We start from the raw sequence: 18,943 nt of genomic DNA on the forward strand, positions 1-18,943 counted from the left end.
GTTCTTATCCCTGGGTGCTTCGGCTCAGGCCGGAACGGTGTAGCGGGCGATCTTCTCGGGATCGATGTCGATGCCCATGCCGGGACCGGTGGGCACCTCGATGGCCCCGTCCACGAGGGTGAGCGGCTGGCAGATCAGGTCGTCCGTGTAGTAGATGCCGCCGATCTGGCCCCGCTGGAACGCGGCGGGGGTGGAGACCGGCACGACATTCGAGAGGGTGACGGCCGGCGCGGACGCGGCCAGGTGGATGTTGGCGAGGTTGCCCACGCCCGTTTCCACCGAGCCGTTCACGTTGCAGACAATGCCAGCAGCACGGCACACCGCGGCGACCTCCATCGCCTTGTAGAGGCCGCCGGGCTTGGTGGTGTAGATCGAGACAATCTGGGCGGCCCGGCGTTCGATGATCTGGATGGCGTCGTGGGCGTTCCAGGCGGATTCGTCGGCCATCACCGGCGCGTCGATGGCCCGCGCGACCTCGGCGATCCGCTCGATGCCCATCACCGGCTGCTCGACGTACTTCAGCTCGTATTTTTCCATCTTGCGGATGGTGCGGATGGCATCGCCCGGCGTGCGATAGCCTTCGTTGGCGTCCACGCAGATGTCCACCTTGTCGCCCGCCGCGGCCCGCACCGCGCCCACCACCGCGACGTCGCGGTCCGGGTCCACGCCGATCTTCACCTTGATGGTGCGTATTCCCTCGGCGGCGACCTTCTCCGCCTCGGCTGCGGCCTCCTCCAGCGAGATGAGACCGATGGAATGGGTGACCGGCACGCGCGACCGCGACTTGCCGCCCAGCAGGGTGTGGACCGGAACCCCCAGCCAGCGGCCGCTCACGTCGTAGTAGGCGAACTCCACCGCCGCCTTGGCGTAGGGATAGCCTTTCAGCACGGCGTCCATACGGGCATGCAGCTCGGCCGGATTGGCAAGCTCGGCGCCGACGATGGCGGGCGCGAGATAGCGCTGGATCAGCAGGTCGGCGATGGCGACGCTCTCGCCGAAATAGCGGCCGAACTCGCCGCCCCAATCCTTGAGCGCCGGCGCCTCGCCCCAGCCGGTCCGGCCGTCGTCGTCGGTCATCTTCACGAGCAGGTATCGGCCGATGGGCTCCGTCAGCCCGGTCCATTGATGCTTCCGCCGGGTCGGAAGCTGTACGACAAGGGTCTCGATGCTGGCGATTTTCGGCACGTCTTGGCTCCAATGTGAGCACATAGTGTGATCACATTTTGAAGCTGTCAACGATCCCGGATGAAGATCAGTGCAGTTTTTTTAGTGCCCATTCGTTGGGCGCGCGCCGTAATTTCCGGCACGGCGTTCAACGGTGACGTGGCCCGAAAAGCCTTGTCTACGCGAGGGCCTTCGCCTCCCGGCAGGTACGATCCACGATATGGGAGCGGCGGCGCTAACCACCCGATCGAAGCGTTTCCGGCGCGCGTGGCTTGGTGTAGTGTCTAGCTCGTTCATTCTCGGGTTGCCGATCCTGGACGACTAAATTATTGATCACATATTGAGATCACAGATCGATCGACCGCCTTCCGCTCCGGCCGCTTCCGACAGGCGTCCCGCGGCCGGCGGTGGCGAGGACCCGATGGCCAACGCGAAGACCAACAAGACGCCCCCCGCGCCGGAGGAGAAGGCCACGCGCGGGCGCGCCCATGTCTACGATCTCGTCGCCAGATACATGTATCGCGGCCTCATGGTCGGCGCCTTCTTGCCGGGGCAGGTCATGAGCCTCAGAAAGCTTGCCGCCGCCCTCGGCACCAGTCCCATGCCGGTTCGCGAGGTGCTGAGCCGGCTCGTCGCCGCCAATGCACTGGAGGAGACGAAAGGCGGCTCGGTTCGGGTGCCCCGGCTGACGCCGGAGAAGATTGCCGACCTGTTCGATGTGCGCGAGCAGCTGGAGGGCAATGCCACTGAACGCGCAGCCAAGGTGTGCACGAAGGACTTGATCACGGAGCTGACGGCAATCAACAAGAGCCTGCTCCAGGCCATCGAGAAGCGCGACATCATGAACTGCCTATCGCAGAATCAGAAGTTCCACTTCACGCTGTACGAGGCGTCCGGCTCGGACGTTCTGTTGCCGCTGATCGAATCCTTGTGGCTGCAGTTCGGCCCGACCATGTACATGTCGTTCCTTGTGCCTTCGATGCCGTGGGACGCATCAAGCCACGTCAAGATCATCGAGGCGCTCAAGGCGGAAAATCCCGGCGCGGCCAAGCGCGCCGTGCTGCACGACATCCGGCGCACGGGCCAGGCGCTGCTTAACGTGGGTGGCGGACAGAGCATCGAACTGCCCTTCACCCGCGGGCTGGAGCTGCTTTTCGACACCTGACGGTGCTGCCCTCACCCCTCGGCCGTCGCGCCACCTAATAGAGTTCCACCGTGGTCCCATCCGGGTCCGCCACACAGATGGCGAGGCCGTAGGGTCCGTCGTGCAGGTGTGTGGAGAAGGGTACCTCGGCCGACTTCAGGCGGTCGCGCATGGCACGCAGGTCACCCACCGCGAAGGTGATGGGGTCGATCTGCCGGGAATGGGAAAGGGCAATGTCCGCCCCGCCGAGCGCCTCGGCCGCATCCTACGCCTGCCGCACGCCCTCGGGCCAGAGAATGCCGAGGGCGCGCACTTCTGCCCCCGCCTCTGCGGCGCAGCGCGCAATCTCCTGCTCGCCCTGCCAGCTCATGCCGCCCTCACCTTCTCCAGCAGCCCAGCAAAGGAGAGGCCGGCGATGCCCATGGCCTGCGCCGTGCGTCCGCCCGCGCGATAGTCCACGTCCACCGCGGTCTCGGCGAGACGCATCAGCGCGACCGCCACCGGCACGTCCACACCGGCGATCTGCGCCAATTCGAGGAAGGGCAGCAGGCCGTGACCGAAGTCCTCCTTGTAGTAGCGATGGTCGAACGAGCCCGGCGCACGGATGCGCTGGTTCGCCGAGCCGGCGGAGATGGCACCGCGATAGTCGTCGGGATCGTCCAGCGCATCAATCGTGCCGATCTTATGCATCTCACCCATGAGGTTGGGCAGGTCGTGACCGAAGGCACGGGCAACCGCGAGGCGTTCACCGTCGAGCGTGCGGACGACGCGGGCCACCCCCTCCGTCATGCCCTCCACATAGAAGGTGAAGTTGCCACCGGTCGCCTCAACCCAGGCGGCGGCCAGCACGGCACCGGGGGCGTGCAGCACCATGTTGACGTTGCAGAGCCCAGAGGCGAGGACATCGCGAACCGGCGTCGCGCCGGGAAACAGCCCGATGGCCAGATCCAGCACCTCCTGGGAGCCCCCGAGCGGCGCCGCGCGCACCGCGCCCGCGCGCCCACTGACCGTGACCGAATCCGGGCCGTATTTGCGCGCCACATAGGTCAGCGTGGAGAACTCGACCAGCGGCGGCGGCCGGCGGCCCGCCTGAACGAACACCTGCGCGAATTCCAGCGCGCCGCCCGTATGGCCGGGATTGAGGATAACCGGCATGTCCACGCGCATGTCCGCATCGATCATGGCGCGGGCGACACCCGCATGCAGGAAGGTGGGGAGCACCACAACCGCCGCGTCGGCGCCCGCGAGCGCCTCCGCCAGGTCCGTGGTCATGCGCTGCGGCACGGCGAGCCCTTCGCCGAGAACGCCGTCATAGACAATTCCGCCGCGCTCCAGATGGGGCGCGATGGTCGCCCGCGAGCGGGACCAAACGCGCACCCGGTGCCCGGCCGCGAGCAACTCGACCGCCGCCGCACACGCTCCGGCCCCGCAGCCCACCACAGTCACGTCCATGCCCTGCTCCCTCAGCCTCCGCGCCCCGCCCCGCGACTGCGGGACCGCCCACGCGGACAGCGACACCCTGGCCTTACTTAAACTTATTTGATCACATTCAATGATCACAATTGACCCTGTCAAGCGAAACCGGCAGGCGCATCGTGGTGCAGCGGAGATTGGCACTCCGCCAACGATATCAGCACCCTATTGCGAGCATTTGCCCTGGTTTTAATCACGCCATCCGGAAGCGGAGCGAAACGGCGGGCGGCGTCGCTGACCCCGTGCTTTCAGCACAGATCGGAGACCGGCAGCCCGGCCTCATGCTCCTTCGGCATGGCGATGATCTGCCCTTCCGTGAACCGGCTGCGGCTCATGGTCTGGTCCTCGCAACGGACCAGTACGAACTTCAAGCTGGACTAGCCAAGAGGGGCAACGTCACACCGTCGCCGGCCCACTGCCCGACGTTCAGATGCGGAAGACCATCCTGAGCGTATTCGGCGCGAGGCTCGAATGAGTCCTCTCGCCACGTCCATGTCCGACCATGCGCGGCAACCACAGTCCCTCATGCCGCGCTCGTCTGGAGGCGTCCGTCAGATGAGCTCGCGAGAGAGGCGCTCTCCCCGCGAGGCCTGACAAGGTGGCAGGCAATTTCTTCCCGCATGATGGCGACAAGCTCGCTCTCACGCTCCTCGATGACGTTCGTGCAGCCGCCGAGACCAACGACCAAGGGACGCGAGGTCAGCTCTGCCGGCAGCCTGAGGGCGATCGAGCCGAAATTGTCGACCACTCGGCTCCTGGAAACGCAATACCCGCGGCGACGGATTTGAGCGAGTTCGGCGAGCAGTTCCGGCAGGTGGATCCGCACGGCATCGCTGGACGCGTACGCATTGAGCCGGTGGACCAAGCTCTTCACCTCGCCATCGGAGGTGGTCGCCAGCAGCACGAGCCCGGCACCAGAGAAAGCGATCGGACGTTTCATGCCGATCTGGATATGGCACGACACCGCATCGGCCTGCTTCATTACGTGAATATATTGCGCGAAATCGCCGTTGCGCGCGGCAATCAGAGCAAGCTGGCCTGTCCGACGATGGATCGCCCGCATCATCCGCAGCAGCGCCCCGTCCTCGAAGAGCGGCGGACTGATCCAGCTCCCAAGCAGCCCCACCCTGTCGGTCGGCAGGTAGGTGCGCGCCCTGGCATCGAACTGCAGATAGCCCATGGCAACCATGCTGCGCAAAAGAGCAGCCGTGCTCGACTGAGGATATCTAAGGGCTTCCGAGACGGTGACCACATTCGCCGGCTGCCGCACCTCGTCAAAAAACTCAAGGATTTCGAGCGTCCTCGCGGCTGACTTGACGACGTGGACCTCAGCGCGACCTGAAGGCGAACCTCGCATCGGCATGGCATCCTCCCGATGAGGGGCAGCTTGCCGCCACCTCCCCGCCTGTTATTCACAGAGGAGAATGCAAACGGACATTACTGTCAAGATATTGACAGATATCCCCTTCCGAAACCTCGTGGGCTCCCCGCGGCGCAGGACGAAAGGGCAAGAATTCCCGAGAGATGATCGGTGCCGCAGGGGTTCTTCCGTATCCCGCTCCAGGGTCTCGTTCGCGGTCCTCGCCAGCGCCCTCGCCCGGGGACGCACAGGACGTCAGCGTCGCGCAAACGTCCATTGATCCCCGGAAAGGTCGCGGTTGATCTTCCCCAGGCGTTCAAGATGCTGCAGATGCGCCAGAGCCTCGCTGAGGGCGAACCCGTATTGCTCCATTGGCTGCGGGCGGAACAGGACAGCGAGGGTGTCCATCGCCGTCCGGGGAACCGCACAGAAGTCCAGCAGCTTCGAAAGACGCTCCGCGTGATGTGCCCGCAGCGCGGCGATGCGCGCATGCAGTCCGTAAAATGGCTCACCATGGGACGGCAGTACGAACGTATCCTCGGGCAACGCCTCGAACTTTCCGAGCGACCGCAGGAAGACAGCCAGCGGGTCGGCGTCCGGATCGGACGGGTGGGTGCCGATATGCGGCGAGATCCGCTCCAGAACCTGATCCGCAGCGATCAGGATCCGACGCTCTGCGCTGTACAGGCAGACCATCTCCGGAGCATGCCCCTCGCCGATCATCACCCGCCAAGCGGCACCAGCGAGGCTGACCGTGTCCCCTTCCTGAAGCCGGTGATATCGGCGCGGCAACGGCCCCACCCATTTGTGGTAGAGGACGCCGCGCTGCTTCAGAAAGCCGAGAAATGCCTCCGGAGCGCCGCATCGACCGAAATGCGACACGATCTGAGGTATCACCTCGTCCGCCTGCTCATTCAGCAGCAGACGGGCCTGCATCCACTCCACCCGGCTCATGTAAATCTCGGCACCGGTGCGCGCGTGGAGCCAGCCGGCAAGGCCGACGTGATCTGGATGGAAATGCGTGACGAGGAGCCGGTCCACGGGCCTGCCGCCGAGACGCCGGTCTGCCAGCACACGCTCGTAGAGCGCGCGGGTCGGCGCATCGTGAACACCGGAATCGATCAGCGTCCACCCGTCGGGGCCGGGGAGAAGCCATGCGTTCACGTCCCACGGCGGGAAGGGAAGCGGCACCTTCAGGCGCAGAAGATCGGGCGCCACCGTGCTCAGGCCTTCCGCCACATCCGCGTCCACACCGGCCGTCATCATGCATTCCTTTCGACGCGCGTGGCGCTGGATTGGTCAGCTCCGGGCGACCCGCACCTCGCGCACCCGGCCTTCCCGGACGCGGGCCTCCCCATTCGTTCCCCGAAAAGACCTGCGTCGCCAGCGCCGCGTTCCAGAAGGCGACGACCCCCACAAGCGTGCTGACGCACACGCCATTGTCAAAGTCCGGAAACCCATCACCGCGACGGGCCGGGCTCCCCCTGCCATGCCAGTATCGCGTGGGCGCGCTTGCGCACAGGTTCGTCCGCCATGGCACCGCCGACGCTCTGTGCCCCAGCCCCGCTGGCGAGCACCGCTTCGGCCCAGGCGATCTGGCGATCGCATGGATGTCGGCAGCCGGGATAGCCGGGGCGCTCGATATGAAGTGCGGCGTGGAGACGGTGGCCCAGGTCACGGTCGGAAGCGCGCAGAATGGGCGGCAGCGTACCTCTGCATAGGTCAGCGCCGCCGGCGCAAGACGCGCGACGGCGGCGAGGTCCGCGTCGTGCCACGAGGTTCCGGCGCTGTTGGCGCGGACGATGACCGGCAACGGCGTGAAGTCCCGCCGCAGGTCGGCACGTGCCGCACCGCCGGCGGCGCAAGGCACCTGTGCAGCATCTGGGGGACAGTCGCGGATGTCCCGTCCGCGCGCGTGCTCCTCGAACGTCGCGCCGAGGCGCTCGGCAAGCCCATGTGTCACCCGTTCTTCCGCAGTCTTCTCGCGGCCGATCCAGCGGCGCAGAAGGGCAAGATCAAGCGGCCTGACGTCGGTCATTGCCGCTCGCTTCTCCCTTCCCTGGAGTCCCGCCGGCCTCAGGCCGGCGGGAAAGGCCCTTCACTCGCCTGTGTCGCGGAACCGCGGCTTGCGCTTCTCCATGAAGGCGTTGACACCTTCCTTGGATTCGGCGGTTTCGTAGAAGAGCGCAAGCGTCTGCATCCCCAGCGCGCTGATGCCGCGAATGGATTCGGAATCGGCATTGAAGGATCGCTTGGCGATGGCGATCGCCGTGGGACTCAAGGCGAGAATCTCATCGCACCACCGCGCCACTTCCGCGTCGAGCTCCGCCGCCGGCACCACGCGGTTCACCAGCCCCATCTCGAGCGCTTCCTGAGCCTTGTAGCGCCGGCAGAGATACCAGATCTCCCGTGCTTTCTTCTCGCCCACCGTGCGGGCGAGAAGGGCGGTCCCGAAGCCGGGATCCACCGAGCCCACCCTCGGCCCGACCTGCCCGAACTGCGCGGTCTCCGATGCGATGGCGAGGTCGCAGCACGTCACCAGAACATTGCCGCCGCCGATGGCGTAGCCGTTCACCCGCGCGATGACGGGCTTGGGCATGTCGCGGATGACCGTCTGCAGATCTTCCACCGGCAGGCCGACCAGGCCGCGGCCGTCATAGCCGCCGTCATGGGCCGACTGGTCACCGCCGGTGCAGAACGCCTTGTCGCCCGCGCCGGTGAGGACGATCACGCCCACGGACTTGTCCCAGCCGGCCCTGTTGAAGGCGGTGATGAGCTCTTCGCAGGTCTGCCCGCGGAAGGCATTGTACTTGTCCGGGCGATTGATGGTGATGCGGGCGACGCCCCCCGACGCCTCGTAGAGGATGTCGGTGAAACCGGTCATGTGGAACTCCCTGTCCGTGCGAGATGAGGCTGCCGTCTTGGCCGGCAGCCCTGGGGATTGCGGAGGCTGACGGACGCGCGGCGTCTCAGATCCGGCCCTTTGCGGCGAGCTGCTCGGCCGCGTGCGTCCTCAGCCTGAATTTCTGAAGCTTGCCAGTCGCGGTGCGGACCAAAGGCTCGAAGAGCACATGGCGGGGACATTTGTAGGCGGCTAGCCGCTCGCGGCAGTAGCGGATGACGTCGGCTTCCGTGATGCCGCCCGGCGCGCCAGGCTTCAGCTCCACGACCGCACAGGGGGTTTCGCCCCACTTCGGATCGGGCACCGCCACCACGGCTGCGCCGGCAATCCAGGGATGGCTGTACAGGGCTTCCTCCACCTCGATGGAGGAGATGTTCTCTCCACCCGAGATGATGATGTCCTTGGAGCGGTCCTTCACCTCGATGTAGCCGTCGTCATGGATCACGGCGAGGTCACCGGTATGGTACCAATCGGCCGCGAACGCTTCCTCGGTCGCCTTGGGGTTCTTGAGGTAGCCTTTCATGGCGATGTTGCCGCGCATGAACACCTCGCCGATGGTCTGACCATCCCGGGGAACGGGCTCGAGCGTCAACGGGTCGCCGACGATCATTTCGTCGGCGAGGACGGCGCGGACCCCCTGACGGGCGACATGCTTCATGCGTTCGTCGATATCGAGGTCGTCCCATGCCTCCTGAGGCTCGCACAGGGTGGTGACCCCGTGCATCTCCGTCATTCCATAGAGATGGACCACCTCGAACCCGAGTTCGCCAAGCCGCTTGAACACCGGTGCGGGCGGCGAGGCGCCGCCTGACAGCACGCGGATCGGCGCGGCGGGCGGCGTCCAGTCTGAAGGCGCGCCGTCGGCGAGGAAGCCGAGCACGATCGGGGCGCCGCACAGAAGCGTGACACCGTGCTCGGAAATCGCCTGGTACATGCCCTCGGCCGAAACCTTGCGCATGCAGATCTGGGTGCCCCCCACTGCCGCCAGCGCCCAGGCGAAGCACCAGCCGTTGCAGTGAAAGAGCGGGAGCGTCCACAGATAGACCGGACGCGCGCCGGTCATGCGACCGTTGATGATCTGGCCGAGGGCATTCAGGTAAGCACCGCGATGGTGATAGACCACACCCTTGGGATCACCGGTGGTTCCCGACGTGTAGTTGAGCGCGATGGCGTCCCACTCGTCCTGCGGCCAGCGCAGCTCAGCGGCGGGATCGCCCGCGGCGATGAACGCTTCGTATTCGGTATCACCCAGAAGGGGGAAGTCAGCGCCGCTCGGATCATCAATATCGATGACGCGCGGCGGTGCCTCCATCAAGCGCAGAGCCTCCTGCGCCACCGGCGCGAGCTGCCGGTCGACGAAGAAGATCCGGGCCTCGCTATGTGCGAGGATGAACGCGACCGCCGGCGCATCGAGGCGGCTATTGAGGCAGTTGATGACGGCGCCCGACAGCGGGATCCCGAACTGAGCTTCCAGCATGGCTGGCGTATTCAGCGAGAAGATGGAGACGGTGTCCCCCCGCTCAATCCCCGCGGAAATGAGCGCGGACGCGAGCTGGCGGCACCGCTGCGCGAACATGCGCCACGTGTAACGCACCTCGCCGTAGATCACTGCCGTGCGGTCCGGGTAGACCTCGGCAGCCCGGTCGAGAAAATGAAGCGGCGTGAGGGGCCGGAAGTTCGCGCCACGCCGCTCCAGACCGACATCGTATTTGCTGGTCATGCCGCTCTCCTCAGATGGCGACGGCGAGATGGGTGGCCTGATCGATGGCACGCAGCGCGTCGAGCTCCGCCGCCACATCCGCGCCTCCGATCAACCGCACCGAGGCGCCGAGCGACACGAGGCGGTCGTACAGGGTGCGCTCCGATTCCTGGCCCGCGCACAGGATCACGTGATCCACGTCCAGCACGTGCGGCATTCCATCGGCGACATAGTGCAGGCCGGCATCGTCCACGGCGCGATATTCGGCACCGGCGATCATGGCGACATGGGCGCGCCTGAGCTTCGTCTTGAGGATCCAGCCCGTCGACTTCCCGAGCCGCCGGCCCAAAGCCTCCGGCTTGCGCTGGAACATGAAGAGTTCGCGCGGCGGCGGCCGGTCGCCGGCCGGCTCCGTCAGACCACCGGCGCTCCGCAGCTCGGCATCCGCCCCCCAGGTGCTGAGGAAGGCTTCCGGCACGAGGGCTTCGCTGTCCTGTCCCACCAGATATTCGGCCACATCGAAGCCGATGCCGCCGGCTCCGATGATCGCCACGCGGCGGCCCACGGGCACCTTGCGGGAAAGAACATCCACGTAGGAGAGCACCTTCGGGTGATCGAGGCCTACGATATCCGGGCGGCGCGGACGCACGCCCGTGGCCACCACGATCTCGTCGAAATTCTCCCGGCCCAGTTCCTCCGCCTCCACCGCGTGGCCGAGCCGCAGTTCGACGGCCAGCGCCGTGAGCCGCGTTCGGAAGTAGCGCAGCATTTCATTGAACTCGCTCTTGCCGGGCACGGCGCGGGCCATATTGAGCTGGCCGCCAAGTTCGCTCGCCGCCTCGTAGAGCGTCACCTGATGCCCGCGCTCGGCCGCGTTCACGGCGAACGCCATGCCCGCAGGCCCGCCTCCCACCACGGCGATCCGCTTCGGCGACAGCGCAGGGGCATCGGCAAACTCGATCTCGCGCCCGGCCCGGGGATTGACCAGGCAGGTGGCCGTGCGTTCCGTGAAGATGCGATCGAGGCAGGCCTGGTTGCAGGCGATGCAGGTGTTGATCTCGTCGGCACGGCCGAGGCGCGCCTTCCGGGCGAAATCGGGGTCCGCGAGAAGGGGCCGCGCCATGGAGACGAGATCGGCCACGCCGGTCTCGATGATGTCTTCTGCGACCTCCGGGGTGTTGATGCGGTTCGAGGCGATGACGGGAATGCTCACCGCCTCCTTGACGTTCCGGACAGCGTAGCTCCAGGCCGCGCGCGGCACTGCGGCCGCGATGGTGGGGATGGCGGATTCGTGCCAGCCGATGCCGGTGTTGAAGAGGTCCGCGCCGGCGGCCTCGACCCGTCGCGCCAGTTCCTGTACCTCGTCGCCGGGCATGCCGCCCTCGACGAGATCCACCGCGGAGATGCGGTAGATCAGAAGGAAATCGTCCCCGGCCTTCTCCCGAACCGCCTTCACGATCTCCACGGGGAAACGCACGCGGTTCTCCAGGCTGCCGCCGAACTCGTCCTCACGCTGGTTGGTAAACGGGGCCGTGAACTGGTTGATGAGGTACCCTTCCGACCCCATGATCTCGACGCCGTCGTAACCCGCCTCCCGTGCCAACGCCGCTGTGGCGGCGAAATCGGAGACGGTGCGCCAGACCTCCTCGGTCGTCATCGCGCGCGGGCCAATGGGATTGATGCGCGATCGCAGGGTGGACGCACCCACGCACCGATCATGCTTGGCGTAGCGGCCCGTATGCACGATCTGAAGCGCGATCTTCGCCCCACCGTCATGAACGGCGCCGACGATGGCGCGGTGCTCATCCATCCCCGATGAATCGTAAAAGGCAGGCGCGCCCGGCTCGAAGATGCCATCAGGGTTGGGCGCGTATCCGCCGGTCAGCACCAGACCGACCTCGCCACGCGCGCGCGCACCGTAGAACGCCGCCAGACGCTCGTTGGCTCGATCAAGGGTCTCCAGGCGGGTGTGCATTGCCCCCATCACGATGCGATTGCGCAACGTTGCGGCGCGAAGCTGCAGCGGCTCCATGAGCTTTGGGTACGGCGACATCTTTCCTCCCGATCCGGCTTGTATTTTGTCCAAACCTAGATCCGCCCCGAATAACCGTCAATATCTTTACTTAAATTGAACTCGCACCCGTCTGCACCTGCAATCCTCTCGTAGGCTGGATCCCGATGACATTCCGCCCGCAGCTTTCGCACGTATGTGTTCTTATACAGATGGCTGCAGCGGATCGGCGTTTTCCACCTCTAGGAAAGCGCCATCTACCCCGCTCCGATGGCCGCAAGGAATTGCGTTCGGCGCTGGAAAAAATGTAAATATATTGACGCCAATCCCGGACATTCACGCGTACGGGCGCTGGCATGAAGAGGAGAATGCCATGGCGGTCCACATCGACTGGCGGGACGACGTCGCGATCATGGTGATCGACCGCGTCGAAGCGCGCAACGCGCTGAACGCGGGGGTGATTGCAGACATCGGCCGCGCGCTCGATACCGCCGCCGCCTCGGACGCGTCCGCGCTCGTGATCGTGGGTGCAGGCGACCGCGCGTTCTGCGCTGGCGCCGACATCAAGGAGATCGAGGGCCGCACGAGGGAAGAGCAGCATCGCGCCGTGCTGCTGGGCCAGTCGACATTCGCCAAGCTCGATCACCTCCCGATGCCATCGATCGCCGTCATCCGGGGCTTCGCACTGGGCGGCGGCCTGGAACTCGCCATGGCATGCACCTTCCGCATCGCCCTGCCCGACGCAAAGCTGGGCCTGCCCGAGATCAAGCTCGGCCTCATCCCCGGATTTGGCGGCACCCAGCGCCTGCCCCGGCTCGTGGGGTCAGCGCGCGCAGCCGAGCTCATCCTCTCGGGGCGAACGATCGATGCCACCGAAGCCGAGCGTATCGGCCTCGTCCAGGCAGTCGTCGAAGGGGACGACGCAACCGCGGCGGGCCTCACTTTCGCGGCGCGCTTCACCGCCTACAGCCGGGGCGCGGGCCTTCTGGCTCGCCAGGCGATCGAGGCGGCATCGACCCTGCCCCTCTCAGCGGGCCTCGATGCGGAGGCAGACCTGCTCGTCGAAGCCTTCGTCTCCGCCGACGCCCGGGAAGGGATCGCGGCATTTCGGGAAAAACGAGCTCCGCAGTTCAATCGCCGACCGGCGCACGCATAAGTGGCGCCGGCGGGCGCCCGCGCAGCGCTCGCCTAGCCCAGCTTCACATTGCGCATGTTGGTGAGCAGCTTGTTCAGAAAATGAACACAGGCGACCTTGTCGTCGAAGCTGAAGTCGTGGATCGACTGGGCGTAGAAGGCTTCGATCGTCTCCTGCAGCCGGTTCCAGAACGCCCAACCGCCCTCGGTCATGGTCACGCGGCGGGTGCGCTTGTCCGTAGCATCGGGCACGCGCAGGACATGACCGTCCCGCTCCAGCCGCGTGAGCACGCCGTCGAGGTTCTGACGGCTCACCGCCAGATGCTCGGCCAGCTGGGTGACCGTCATGCCTTCCTGATAGCGGGGGCTTGAGAGCGCGCCCAGAACAGCCCACTGCACAGAACTGATCCCGATTTCCTGGGCAGCCTGCCGCTGGAGCATGTTCCCGACCTGGAAAACGCGAAAAAACAGCCGGTTGTGCAGCGCCGTGAGGCTTGAGGCGGCTGCTGCGGACGTAGAGCGGTTCTTCATCTCGGTTCCGTCATGGGCTCGGGACGTGCCGCGCCCCATGCCAGCACCCGCCCGAGCAGTTCGCAGCGAAAACTACTTTTCGCTGCCGCGCATTACAATGCGGAGCCCAACCGGCGGCGGGTCCGGCGGCCCGCCGCCGGACCTCCTCTCACTGCAGCGCCACACAGTCCCCCATCGGCTTGAAGGCCTGCTCCGGCGCAATGGTCGCAACCAGCTTGTAAAAATCCCATTCAGACCTGGATTCGCCGGGGGTTTTCACCTCAAAGACGAACATGTCGTGCAGCTTGCGGCCATCCTTGCGGATCATGCCGTTGCCGAAGGCCGGATCGGAGGTCGGCATCGCCTTCATCTTCCGGACAACCTCGGCGCCATCGGTCTTGGCGCCGAGCGCCGCCACCGCCTTCAGGTAATGCAGCGTGGCGGAATAGGCCCCCGCCTGCGCCGAACTCGGCATCTTGCCCCGCGCCCGTTCGGCAAATTTCTGGGACCACCCGCGCGTGGCCGGATTCAGATCCCAGTAGAACGGCTCCGTGACGACGAGCCCCTGCGCCGCATTGAGGCCGAGGCTGCGCACATCCGTGATCATGACCAGCAGGCCGGCGAGCTTCATTCCAGACCGCGCGATGCCGAATTCCGCGGCCTGCTTCACCGTGTTGATCATGTCGAGCCCAGCATTGGCGAGCCCGAGCACGTTTGCCCCCGAAGACTGGGCCTGCAACAGAAAGGGGGAGAAGTCAGCCGTATTGAGCGGCGCGCGCACCTGCCCGACGACCTTGCCGCCCTCGCTTTCAACCACGCGCGAGGTGTCCCTCTCCAGCGCGTGCCCGAACGCATAATCGGCAGTGATGAAGAACCATTTGCTGCCACCGGACTTGGCGAGTGCCCGGCCGGTGCCCTGGCTCATGGCGTAGGTATCGTATGTCCATAGAACCGTGGTGGGCGCGCAGGCCTTGCCGTAAAGATCAGGGCTCGCGGGACCAGAGGCCAGAAACACCTTGTTGCGCTCGCGCGTGATCTGGTTCACCGCGAAAGCCACAGCTGAATTGGTGATGTCCACCACCGCATCGACATCACCTTGGTCGTACCATTTGCGGACGATCGCAGAGCCGATGTCCGCCTTGTTCTGATGGTCGCCGAAGATCACGTCCACCTTGACGCCCGGATTGCTCGCCTCGAACTCTTCAGCAGCGAGCCTGGCTGCCGTGATTGACCCCTCCCCCGACAGCGAAGCGTACGGCCCGGTGAGATCCGTCAGGACACCCACCTTCACGGTCATGTCGGCATAGGCAATGGATCCCGCGAAGAGCGAGAGCGCCATTGCGGCGGCAATCCGGAGCATGGTCGTTTCCCCCATTTATCGTTAGGGCAACGACGATGTCAGGCGGCCAATTTTAAGTCAATATATTGCATATCTTCCGCGCAATTGACGGCAGCGCCAGGCCAAAATCGACATATATGCGCTGTTCATCGCTCTGCCGCGGTCCTGCCCCCGAAAATTTATGTCAACATCTATACTTTCGCGCGTACCTTGCCCCTTCCCTTTCCGGCGGCCGGCAGGGGCTCGCTGAACACACCTGTGCTTTTCGTGACGGCCGACCGCAACGCGCAGCCGGCCAGCCTATCGACTGGCCGGCACGGCACGAGACAGACCAGACGCTGGAGGAACACGCATGACGATCACCGCGGAACGCCTGGAAGGCGCTCGGATGATCCGGGAAAGCGCCGCTGGCATCGCGGACCGCGCGGATGTCGGCCGCGCCCGGAAGCTGCGCTTTTCAGAGACCGGCTTTGATCGCCGGGTTCTCAAGGACATGTGCGATCTCGGCTGGATGGGGCTGCGCCTGCCGGAACCGGATGGCGGCTCGGATCTCGGCATGATGGAAATGTGTGCGCTGGCAGAGGAGCTGGGAGCCGCAATCGTCCCGGAACCGCTGATTCCGGCCGCCCTCGCCGTGCGCGTCCTCGCCGAGCCCGAGCGCACGGCGGCGCTGGAGGGGCGCCTCGTCGTCCTTCCAGCGTTCCAGGAACAGTCCGCCAATCCCCACGCGCCCCCGGCGACTTCGGTTCAGCAGGGCCGCATCAGCGGCCGCAAGCTGTTCGTCCCTTCGCCCCGTGGCGCGGATGCGTTCGTTGTGACAAGCCGCGACGGATCTTTCCTCGTGCGCTCAGACGCGCCGGGCGTGGCGATCGAGGCCATCACCCTGCAGGACGGAAGCCATTCGGGAACGCTGGTGTTCAATGATGCACCTGCGGAGAAACTGCCGGGGCGGCTCGAGGATGGGCTCGACGATGCCTGCCTCGCCACGGCGGCCTACCTGCTGGGGCTCGCCGACGCGGTGCTGGAGCGCACCGTCGCATACCTGAAGGTGCGCAAGCAGTTCGGCGCCGTCATTGGCAGCTTCCAGGCCCTGCAGCACCGCTGTGTCGACCTGAAGCTCCAGGCAGTCCTCGCCCGTGTCAGCGTCGAGGACGCAGCGCGGATCGCGGACATGAACGCAAGCATCGATGAACGCCGCGCAGCGGTCTCGCGTGCCAAGGCCCGCGCCTCGGACGCCGCCCTTCTGGTGGCGCGCCAGGCCGTGCAACTCCACGGTGGCATCGGCTTCACCGACGAATGCGACATCGGTCTCTACCTTCGGAAGGCGATGGTGCTCGCCCCCGCTTTCGGCGGCTCGGCCTTTCACCGCGCCCGCTTCGCTAAGCTGACGTTCCGCGACGGCGCCGAGGCCGTTCCCGCCACCTCCCGGACTGCCTGAGGAAGGGCCATGACCACGCTCTACCGGCTCGACGATTTCAATGCCCTCGGCGACGAGGCTTTCCGCACCCTCGCCCGGGCCTTCCTCGCGGAACATTACCCGCAGGACCTGCGGAACCCGCCCAAGCGGCTGCACTGGGACGAAATCCGGTGCTGGTACATGACCCTGTCAGCCCACGGATGGCTGGCACCCGGATGGCCGCGCACCCATGGCGGCATGGGACTGTCTGCCGCCAAGCAGCTGATCTACATGGAGGAGTTCGAGCAATTCGGAGCCGCCCGGATGCCGGACCATGGCATCGTGCTGCTTGGTCCGCTCCTGATCCGCTACGGCAGCGCGGCCCAGCAGCAGGAATTCCTGCCCAAAATCCTGTCCGGTGAGCACATCTGGTGCCAGGGCTACAGCGAACCCAACGCCGGGTCCGACCTCGCCAACGTGCAGACCCGGGCGGTGCTCGACGGCGAGCACTGGGTGGTCAACGGCCAGAAGATCTGGACCACGCTGGCGCAGGACGCGGACTGGATCTTCATGCTGGTCCGCACGGATCCCGCGGCGCGCAAGCAGGAAGGCATCAGCTTCCTGCTCGTCCCCATGGACAGCCCCGGCGTCACCGTGCGGCCGATCCTGAACCTCGAGATGCAGGAGGAGTTCTGCGAGGTCTTCTTCGACGACGTGCGGGTGCCGCGCGAGAACCTCGTCGGCGAGATCAACAAGGGCTGGAGCATGGCCAAGGCGCTGCTCGGCTTCGAACGCATCTTTCTCGGCTCGCCCCGGCAGTCGGCCCATGCGCTGGAGCGGCTCAAGGTGCTGGCGCACCATGTGGGATGCTGGACCGAGCCGGTGTTCCGCGACCGCTACGCCCGCCTCGCCCTCGATCTCGCCGACCATAAGGCCCTCTACGAGCACTTCGCAGACATTCTCAGGGCCGGCGGGCAGCTCGGGCCGGACATCTCGTTCCTGAAGCTGCACCAGGGCGAACTCTACCAACGCATCACCGAGCTGATGCTGGAGATCGGGGGCGAGGCGGCCGCCGGGCTCGAACCGATCAACGGCAATCGGGACCTAAATCCCGCAGGCCAGTTCCTGGCGGCGCGCGCGTCCACGATCTACGGCGGCGCGAGCGAGGTCCAGCGCAACATTCTGGCGAAGAACGTCCTCGGCCTGCCGGGCTGAGCCGCGCGCTGCCTCCGGTTCCATTTCCGCGCCCGCGCTCCATTGAGCCGGGCGGCAGCAGAGCAAACGGGATGACGACGATGACTGCTCACGACTCTGGCCTGCACGACAGCATCCGGGAAGAAGTCCGAAAGCTGTGCGCACGCTTCCCGGCGGACTACTGGCGCAAGCTCGACCAGGCCCGCGCCTACCCGACCGACTTTGTCCGCGCCCTGACGGAAGCGGGCTATCTCTCGGTTCTCATTCCCGAGGAATACGGCGGCACGGGCCTTGGCGTATCGGCCGCGGCGGCGATCCTGGAAACCGTCCAGGCGGAGGGCTGCAACGGCGCCGCCTGCCATGCCCAGCTCTACATCATGGGGACGATCCTGCGGCACGGCTCCGAGGCACAGAAGCGCCGCTACCTGCCCAAGATCGCGGCCGGGGAGCTTCGCCTGCAGGCTTTCGGCGTGACCGAACCGACAAGCGGCACCGACACCAGCTCGCTGCGCACGTTTGCCCGCCGCGATGGCGATCGATTCATCGTCAACGGACAGAAGATCTGGACCAGCCGGGCCGAGCATTCCGACCTCATGCTCCTGCTCGCCCGCACCACGCCGCGCGATCAGGTGGCCAAGAAGACGGATGGCATCTCCGTTTTCATCGTGGACATGCGCGCGGCGCTCGGTAACGGACTGACCATCCGGCCCATCCGCACCATGATGAACCACAGCACCTGTGAGGTGTTCTTCGACAACATGGAAGTGCCCGCCGAAAATCTCGTCGGCGAGGAGGGCAAGGGCTTCCGCTACATTCTCTCGGGGATGAACGCCGAGCGCATCCTGATCGCCGCCGAATGTATCGGCGATGCCAAGTGGTTCACCGACACGTCGGCGAAGTATGCACGCGAGCGGCAGGTCTTCGGCAAGCCCATCGGCGCCAACCAGGGGATTCAGTTCCCCATCGCTAAGGCCTACGCGGCCATGCGCGCGGCCGAGCTGATGGTGCACGACGCTGCGCGGCGCTACGAGGCCGGGCTCGACTGCGGCGCCGAGGCCAACATGGCGAAGATGCTGGCCGCGGACGCATCCTGGGAGGCGGCGAACGTGTGCCTGCAGACCCACGGCGGCTTCGGCTTCGCCGAGGAATATGACGTGGAACGCAAGTTCCGTGAGACCCGCCTCTACCAGGTCGCCCCCGTCTCCACAAACCTGATCCTCGCCTACGTCGCCGAGCATGTGCTCGGCCTGCCCCGCAGCTACTGAAACGCGGCGGATTTTAAAGGATGATCGAACTCGATGCCTCCACGCCGGATCTCGCGCGCTTCGTGAAGGCCGAAGATACAGTTTGCTGGGGGCGAGTTCGTGACGGAATAAGGCGCTACGGACCTGCACGGCCTATCACTCACCGAGAGGGCGCGGCGCGGGGTGGAAGCGTCCGGCGGCGGGCGCGATACCCTGCATCGTCACGGACCCGCTCAGCAGGATGCCGAGAACCGGCCCCGGGCGCCGTGCCTCACAACTGGCAGGCGAGGGCCCGGCGAGCTTGGTCGACCAGGGCGCGATGACACAACCGTGTTCATTAGGCCCGGCAGTCCCCGTGTGTGCCCTAGCCGGA

16 protein-coding genes are annotated in these 18,943 nt (G+C 65.9%); 5 read left to right on the forward strand and 11 right to left on the reverse strand.

All coding sequences use genetic code 11. The annotated features are described in order from the left end of the window. Positions 1 to 24: 24 nt before the first annotated feature. Positions 25 to 1,185, reverse strand: coding sequence for an enolase C-terminal domain-like protein (locus tag FHT36_RS11850; RefSeq protein WP_169122691.1), 1,161 nt, complete (start codon positions 1,183 to 1,185; stop codon positions 25 to 27). A 400-nt stretch (positions 1,186 to 1,585) separates the two neighbouring features. On the opposite strand from FHT36_RS11850, the gene FHT36_RS11855 reads away from it, so the two are divergent. Then, positions 1,586 to 2,329 (forward strand): GntR family transcriptional regulator, encoded by a 744-nt coding sequence (locus tag FHT36_RS11855; protein WP_169122692.1) that lies wholly within the window; start codon positions 1,586 to 1,588, stop codon positions 2,327 to 2,329. A gap of 34 nt (positions 2,330 to 2,363) precedes the next feature. On the opposite strand, the gene FHT36_RS11860 is transcribed toward FHT36_RS11855, so the two are convergent. The 8 genes from FHT36_RS11860 to FHT36_RS11890 form a co-directional block, all read right to left on the reverse strand. Then, on the reverse strand, positions 2,364 to 2,498 hold the full coding sequence (locus FHT36_RS11860; protein ID WP_348644437.1) for a VOC family protein: 135 nt from the start codon (positions 2,496 to 2,498) through the stop codon (positions 2,364 to 2,366). Positions 2,499 to 2,674: 176 nt separating this feature from the next. After that, positions 2,675 to 3,760 carry an NAD/NADP octopine/nopaline dehydrogenase family protein gene (locus FHT36_RS11865; RefSeq protein WP_169122694.1) on the reverse strand — a complete coding sequence of 362 codons (1,086 nt, stop codon included), beginning with the start codon at positions 3,758 to 3,760 and terminating at the stop codon, positions 2,675 to 2,677. 269 nt (positions 3,761 to 4,029) lie between these two features. Continuing rightward, the gene (locus FHT36_RS24715) at positions 4,030 to 4,152 is read right to left on the reverse strand and encodes a hypothetical protein (RefSeq protein WP_281408780.1); all 123 of its coding nucleotides are present in this window, start codon (positions 4,150 to 4,152) and stop codon (positions 4,030 to 4,032) included. A 152-nt stretch (positions 4,153 to 4,304) separates the two neighbouring features. Continuing rightward, positions 4,305 to 5,144: an IclR family transcriptional regulator gene (locus tag FHT36_RS11870; RefSeq protein WP_169122695.1), complete on the reverse strand. Its 840-nt coding sequence runs from the start codon at positions 5,142 to 5,144 to the stop codon at positions 4,305 to 4,307. A gap of 252 nt (positions 5,145 to 5,396) precedes the next feature. Then, positions 5,397 to 6,407: an MBL fold metallo-hydrolase gene (locus tag FHT36_RS11875; RefSeq protein WP_246702166.1), complete on the reverse strand. Its 1,011-nt coding sequence runs from the start codon at positions 6,405 to 6,407 to the stop codon at positions 5,397 to 5,399. Positions 6,408 to 7,239: 832 nt separating this feature from the next. Next, positions 7,240 to 8,025, reverse strand: a complete 786-nt coding sequence (locus tag FHT36_RS11880; protein ID WP_169122696.1) for an enoyl-CoA hydratase-related protein — start codon at positions 8,023 to 8,025, stop codon at positions 7,240 to 7,242. An 85-nt stretch (positions 8,026 to 8,110) separates the two neighbouring features. Further along, positions 8,111 to 9,763: an AMP-binding protein gene (locus tag FHT36_RS11885; protein ID WP_169122697.1), complete on the reverse strand. Its 1,653-nt coding sequence runs from the start codon at positions 9,761 to 9,763 to the stop codon at positions 8,111 to 8,113. A gap of 10 nt (positions 9,764 to 9,773) precedes the next feature. After that, positions 9,774 to 11,795: an NADPH-dependent 2,4-dienoyl-CoA reductase gene (locus FHT36_RS11890; protein ID WP_169122698.1), complete on the reverse strand. Its 2,022-nt coding sequence runs from the start codon at positions 11,793 to 11,795 to the stop codon at positions 9,774 to 9,776. Between the two features lie 331 nt (positions 11,796 to 12,126). Here FHT36_RS11890 and FHT36_RS11895 point away from each other — a divergent pair, with 331 nt between their 5' ends. Continuing rightward, positions 12,127 to 12,909, forward strand: a complete 783-nt coding sequence (locus tag FHT36_RS11895; RefSeq protein WP_169122699.1) for an enoyl-CoA hydratase/isomerase family protein — start codon at positions 12,127 to 12,129, stop codon at positions 12,907 to 12,909. Between the two features lie 32 nt (positions 12,910 to 12,941). Here the strand turns inward: FHT36_RS11895 and FHT36_RS11900 are convergent, their stop codons facing one another. Together FHT36_RS11900 and FHT36_RS11905 are read right to left on the reverse strand one after the other, a co-directional pair. Beyond that, positions 12,942 to 13,418: a MarR family winged helix-turn-helix transcriptional regulator gene (locus FHT36_RS11900; protein ID WP_169122700.1), complete on the reverse strand. Its 477-nt coding sequence runs from the start codon at positions 13,416 to 13,418 to the stop codon at positions 12,942 to 12,944. 148 nt (positions 13,419 to 13,566) lie between these two features. After that, positions 13,567 to 14,757 carry an ABC transporter substrate-binding protein gene (locus FHT36_RS11905; protein WP_246702167.1) on the reverse strand — a complete coding sequence of 397 codons (1,191 nt, stop codon included), beginning with the start codon at positions 14,755 to 14,757 and terminating at the stop codon, positions 13,567 to 13,569. Positions 14,758 to 15,088: 331 nt separating this feature from the next. Between FHT36_RS11905 and FHT36_RS11910 the strand changes: the two genes are divergently transcribed. From FHT36_RS11910 to FHT36_RS11920, 3 genes are all read left to right on the forward strand, one after another. Continuing rightward, positions 15,089 to 16,174, forward strand: coding sequence for an acyl-CoA dehydrogenase family protein (locus FHT36_RS11910; protein ID WP_169122702.1), 1,086 nt, complete (start codon positions 15,089 to 15,091; stop codon positions 16,172 to 16,174). A gap of 9 nt (positions 16,175 to 16,183) precedes the next feature. Then, entirely contained in the window at positions 16,184 to 17,347 is a 1,164-nt protein-coding gene (locus FHT36_RS11915) for an acyl-CoA dehydrogenase family protein (RefSeq protein ID WP_169122703.1), read from the forward strand. 80 nt (positions 17,348 to 17,427) lie between these two features. Further along, positions 17,428 to 18,591 carry an acyl-CoA dehydrogenase family protein gene (locus FHT36_RS11920; RefSeq protein ID WP_169122704.1) on the forward strand — a complete coding sequence of 388 codons (1,164 nt, stop codon included), beginning with the start codon at positions 17,428 to 17,430 and terminating at the stop codon, positions 18,589 to 18,591. The last annotated feature ends 352 nt before the right edge of the window (positions 18,592 to 18,943 follow it).

Source organism: Xanthobacter sp. SG618, from assembly GCF_012932745.1.
Taxonomy (GTDB): domain Bacteria; phylum Pseudomonadota; class Alphaproteobacteria; order Rhizobiales; family Xanthobacteraceae; genus Xanthobacter; species Xanthobacter flavus.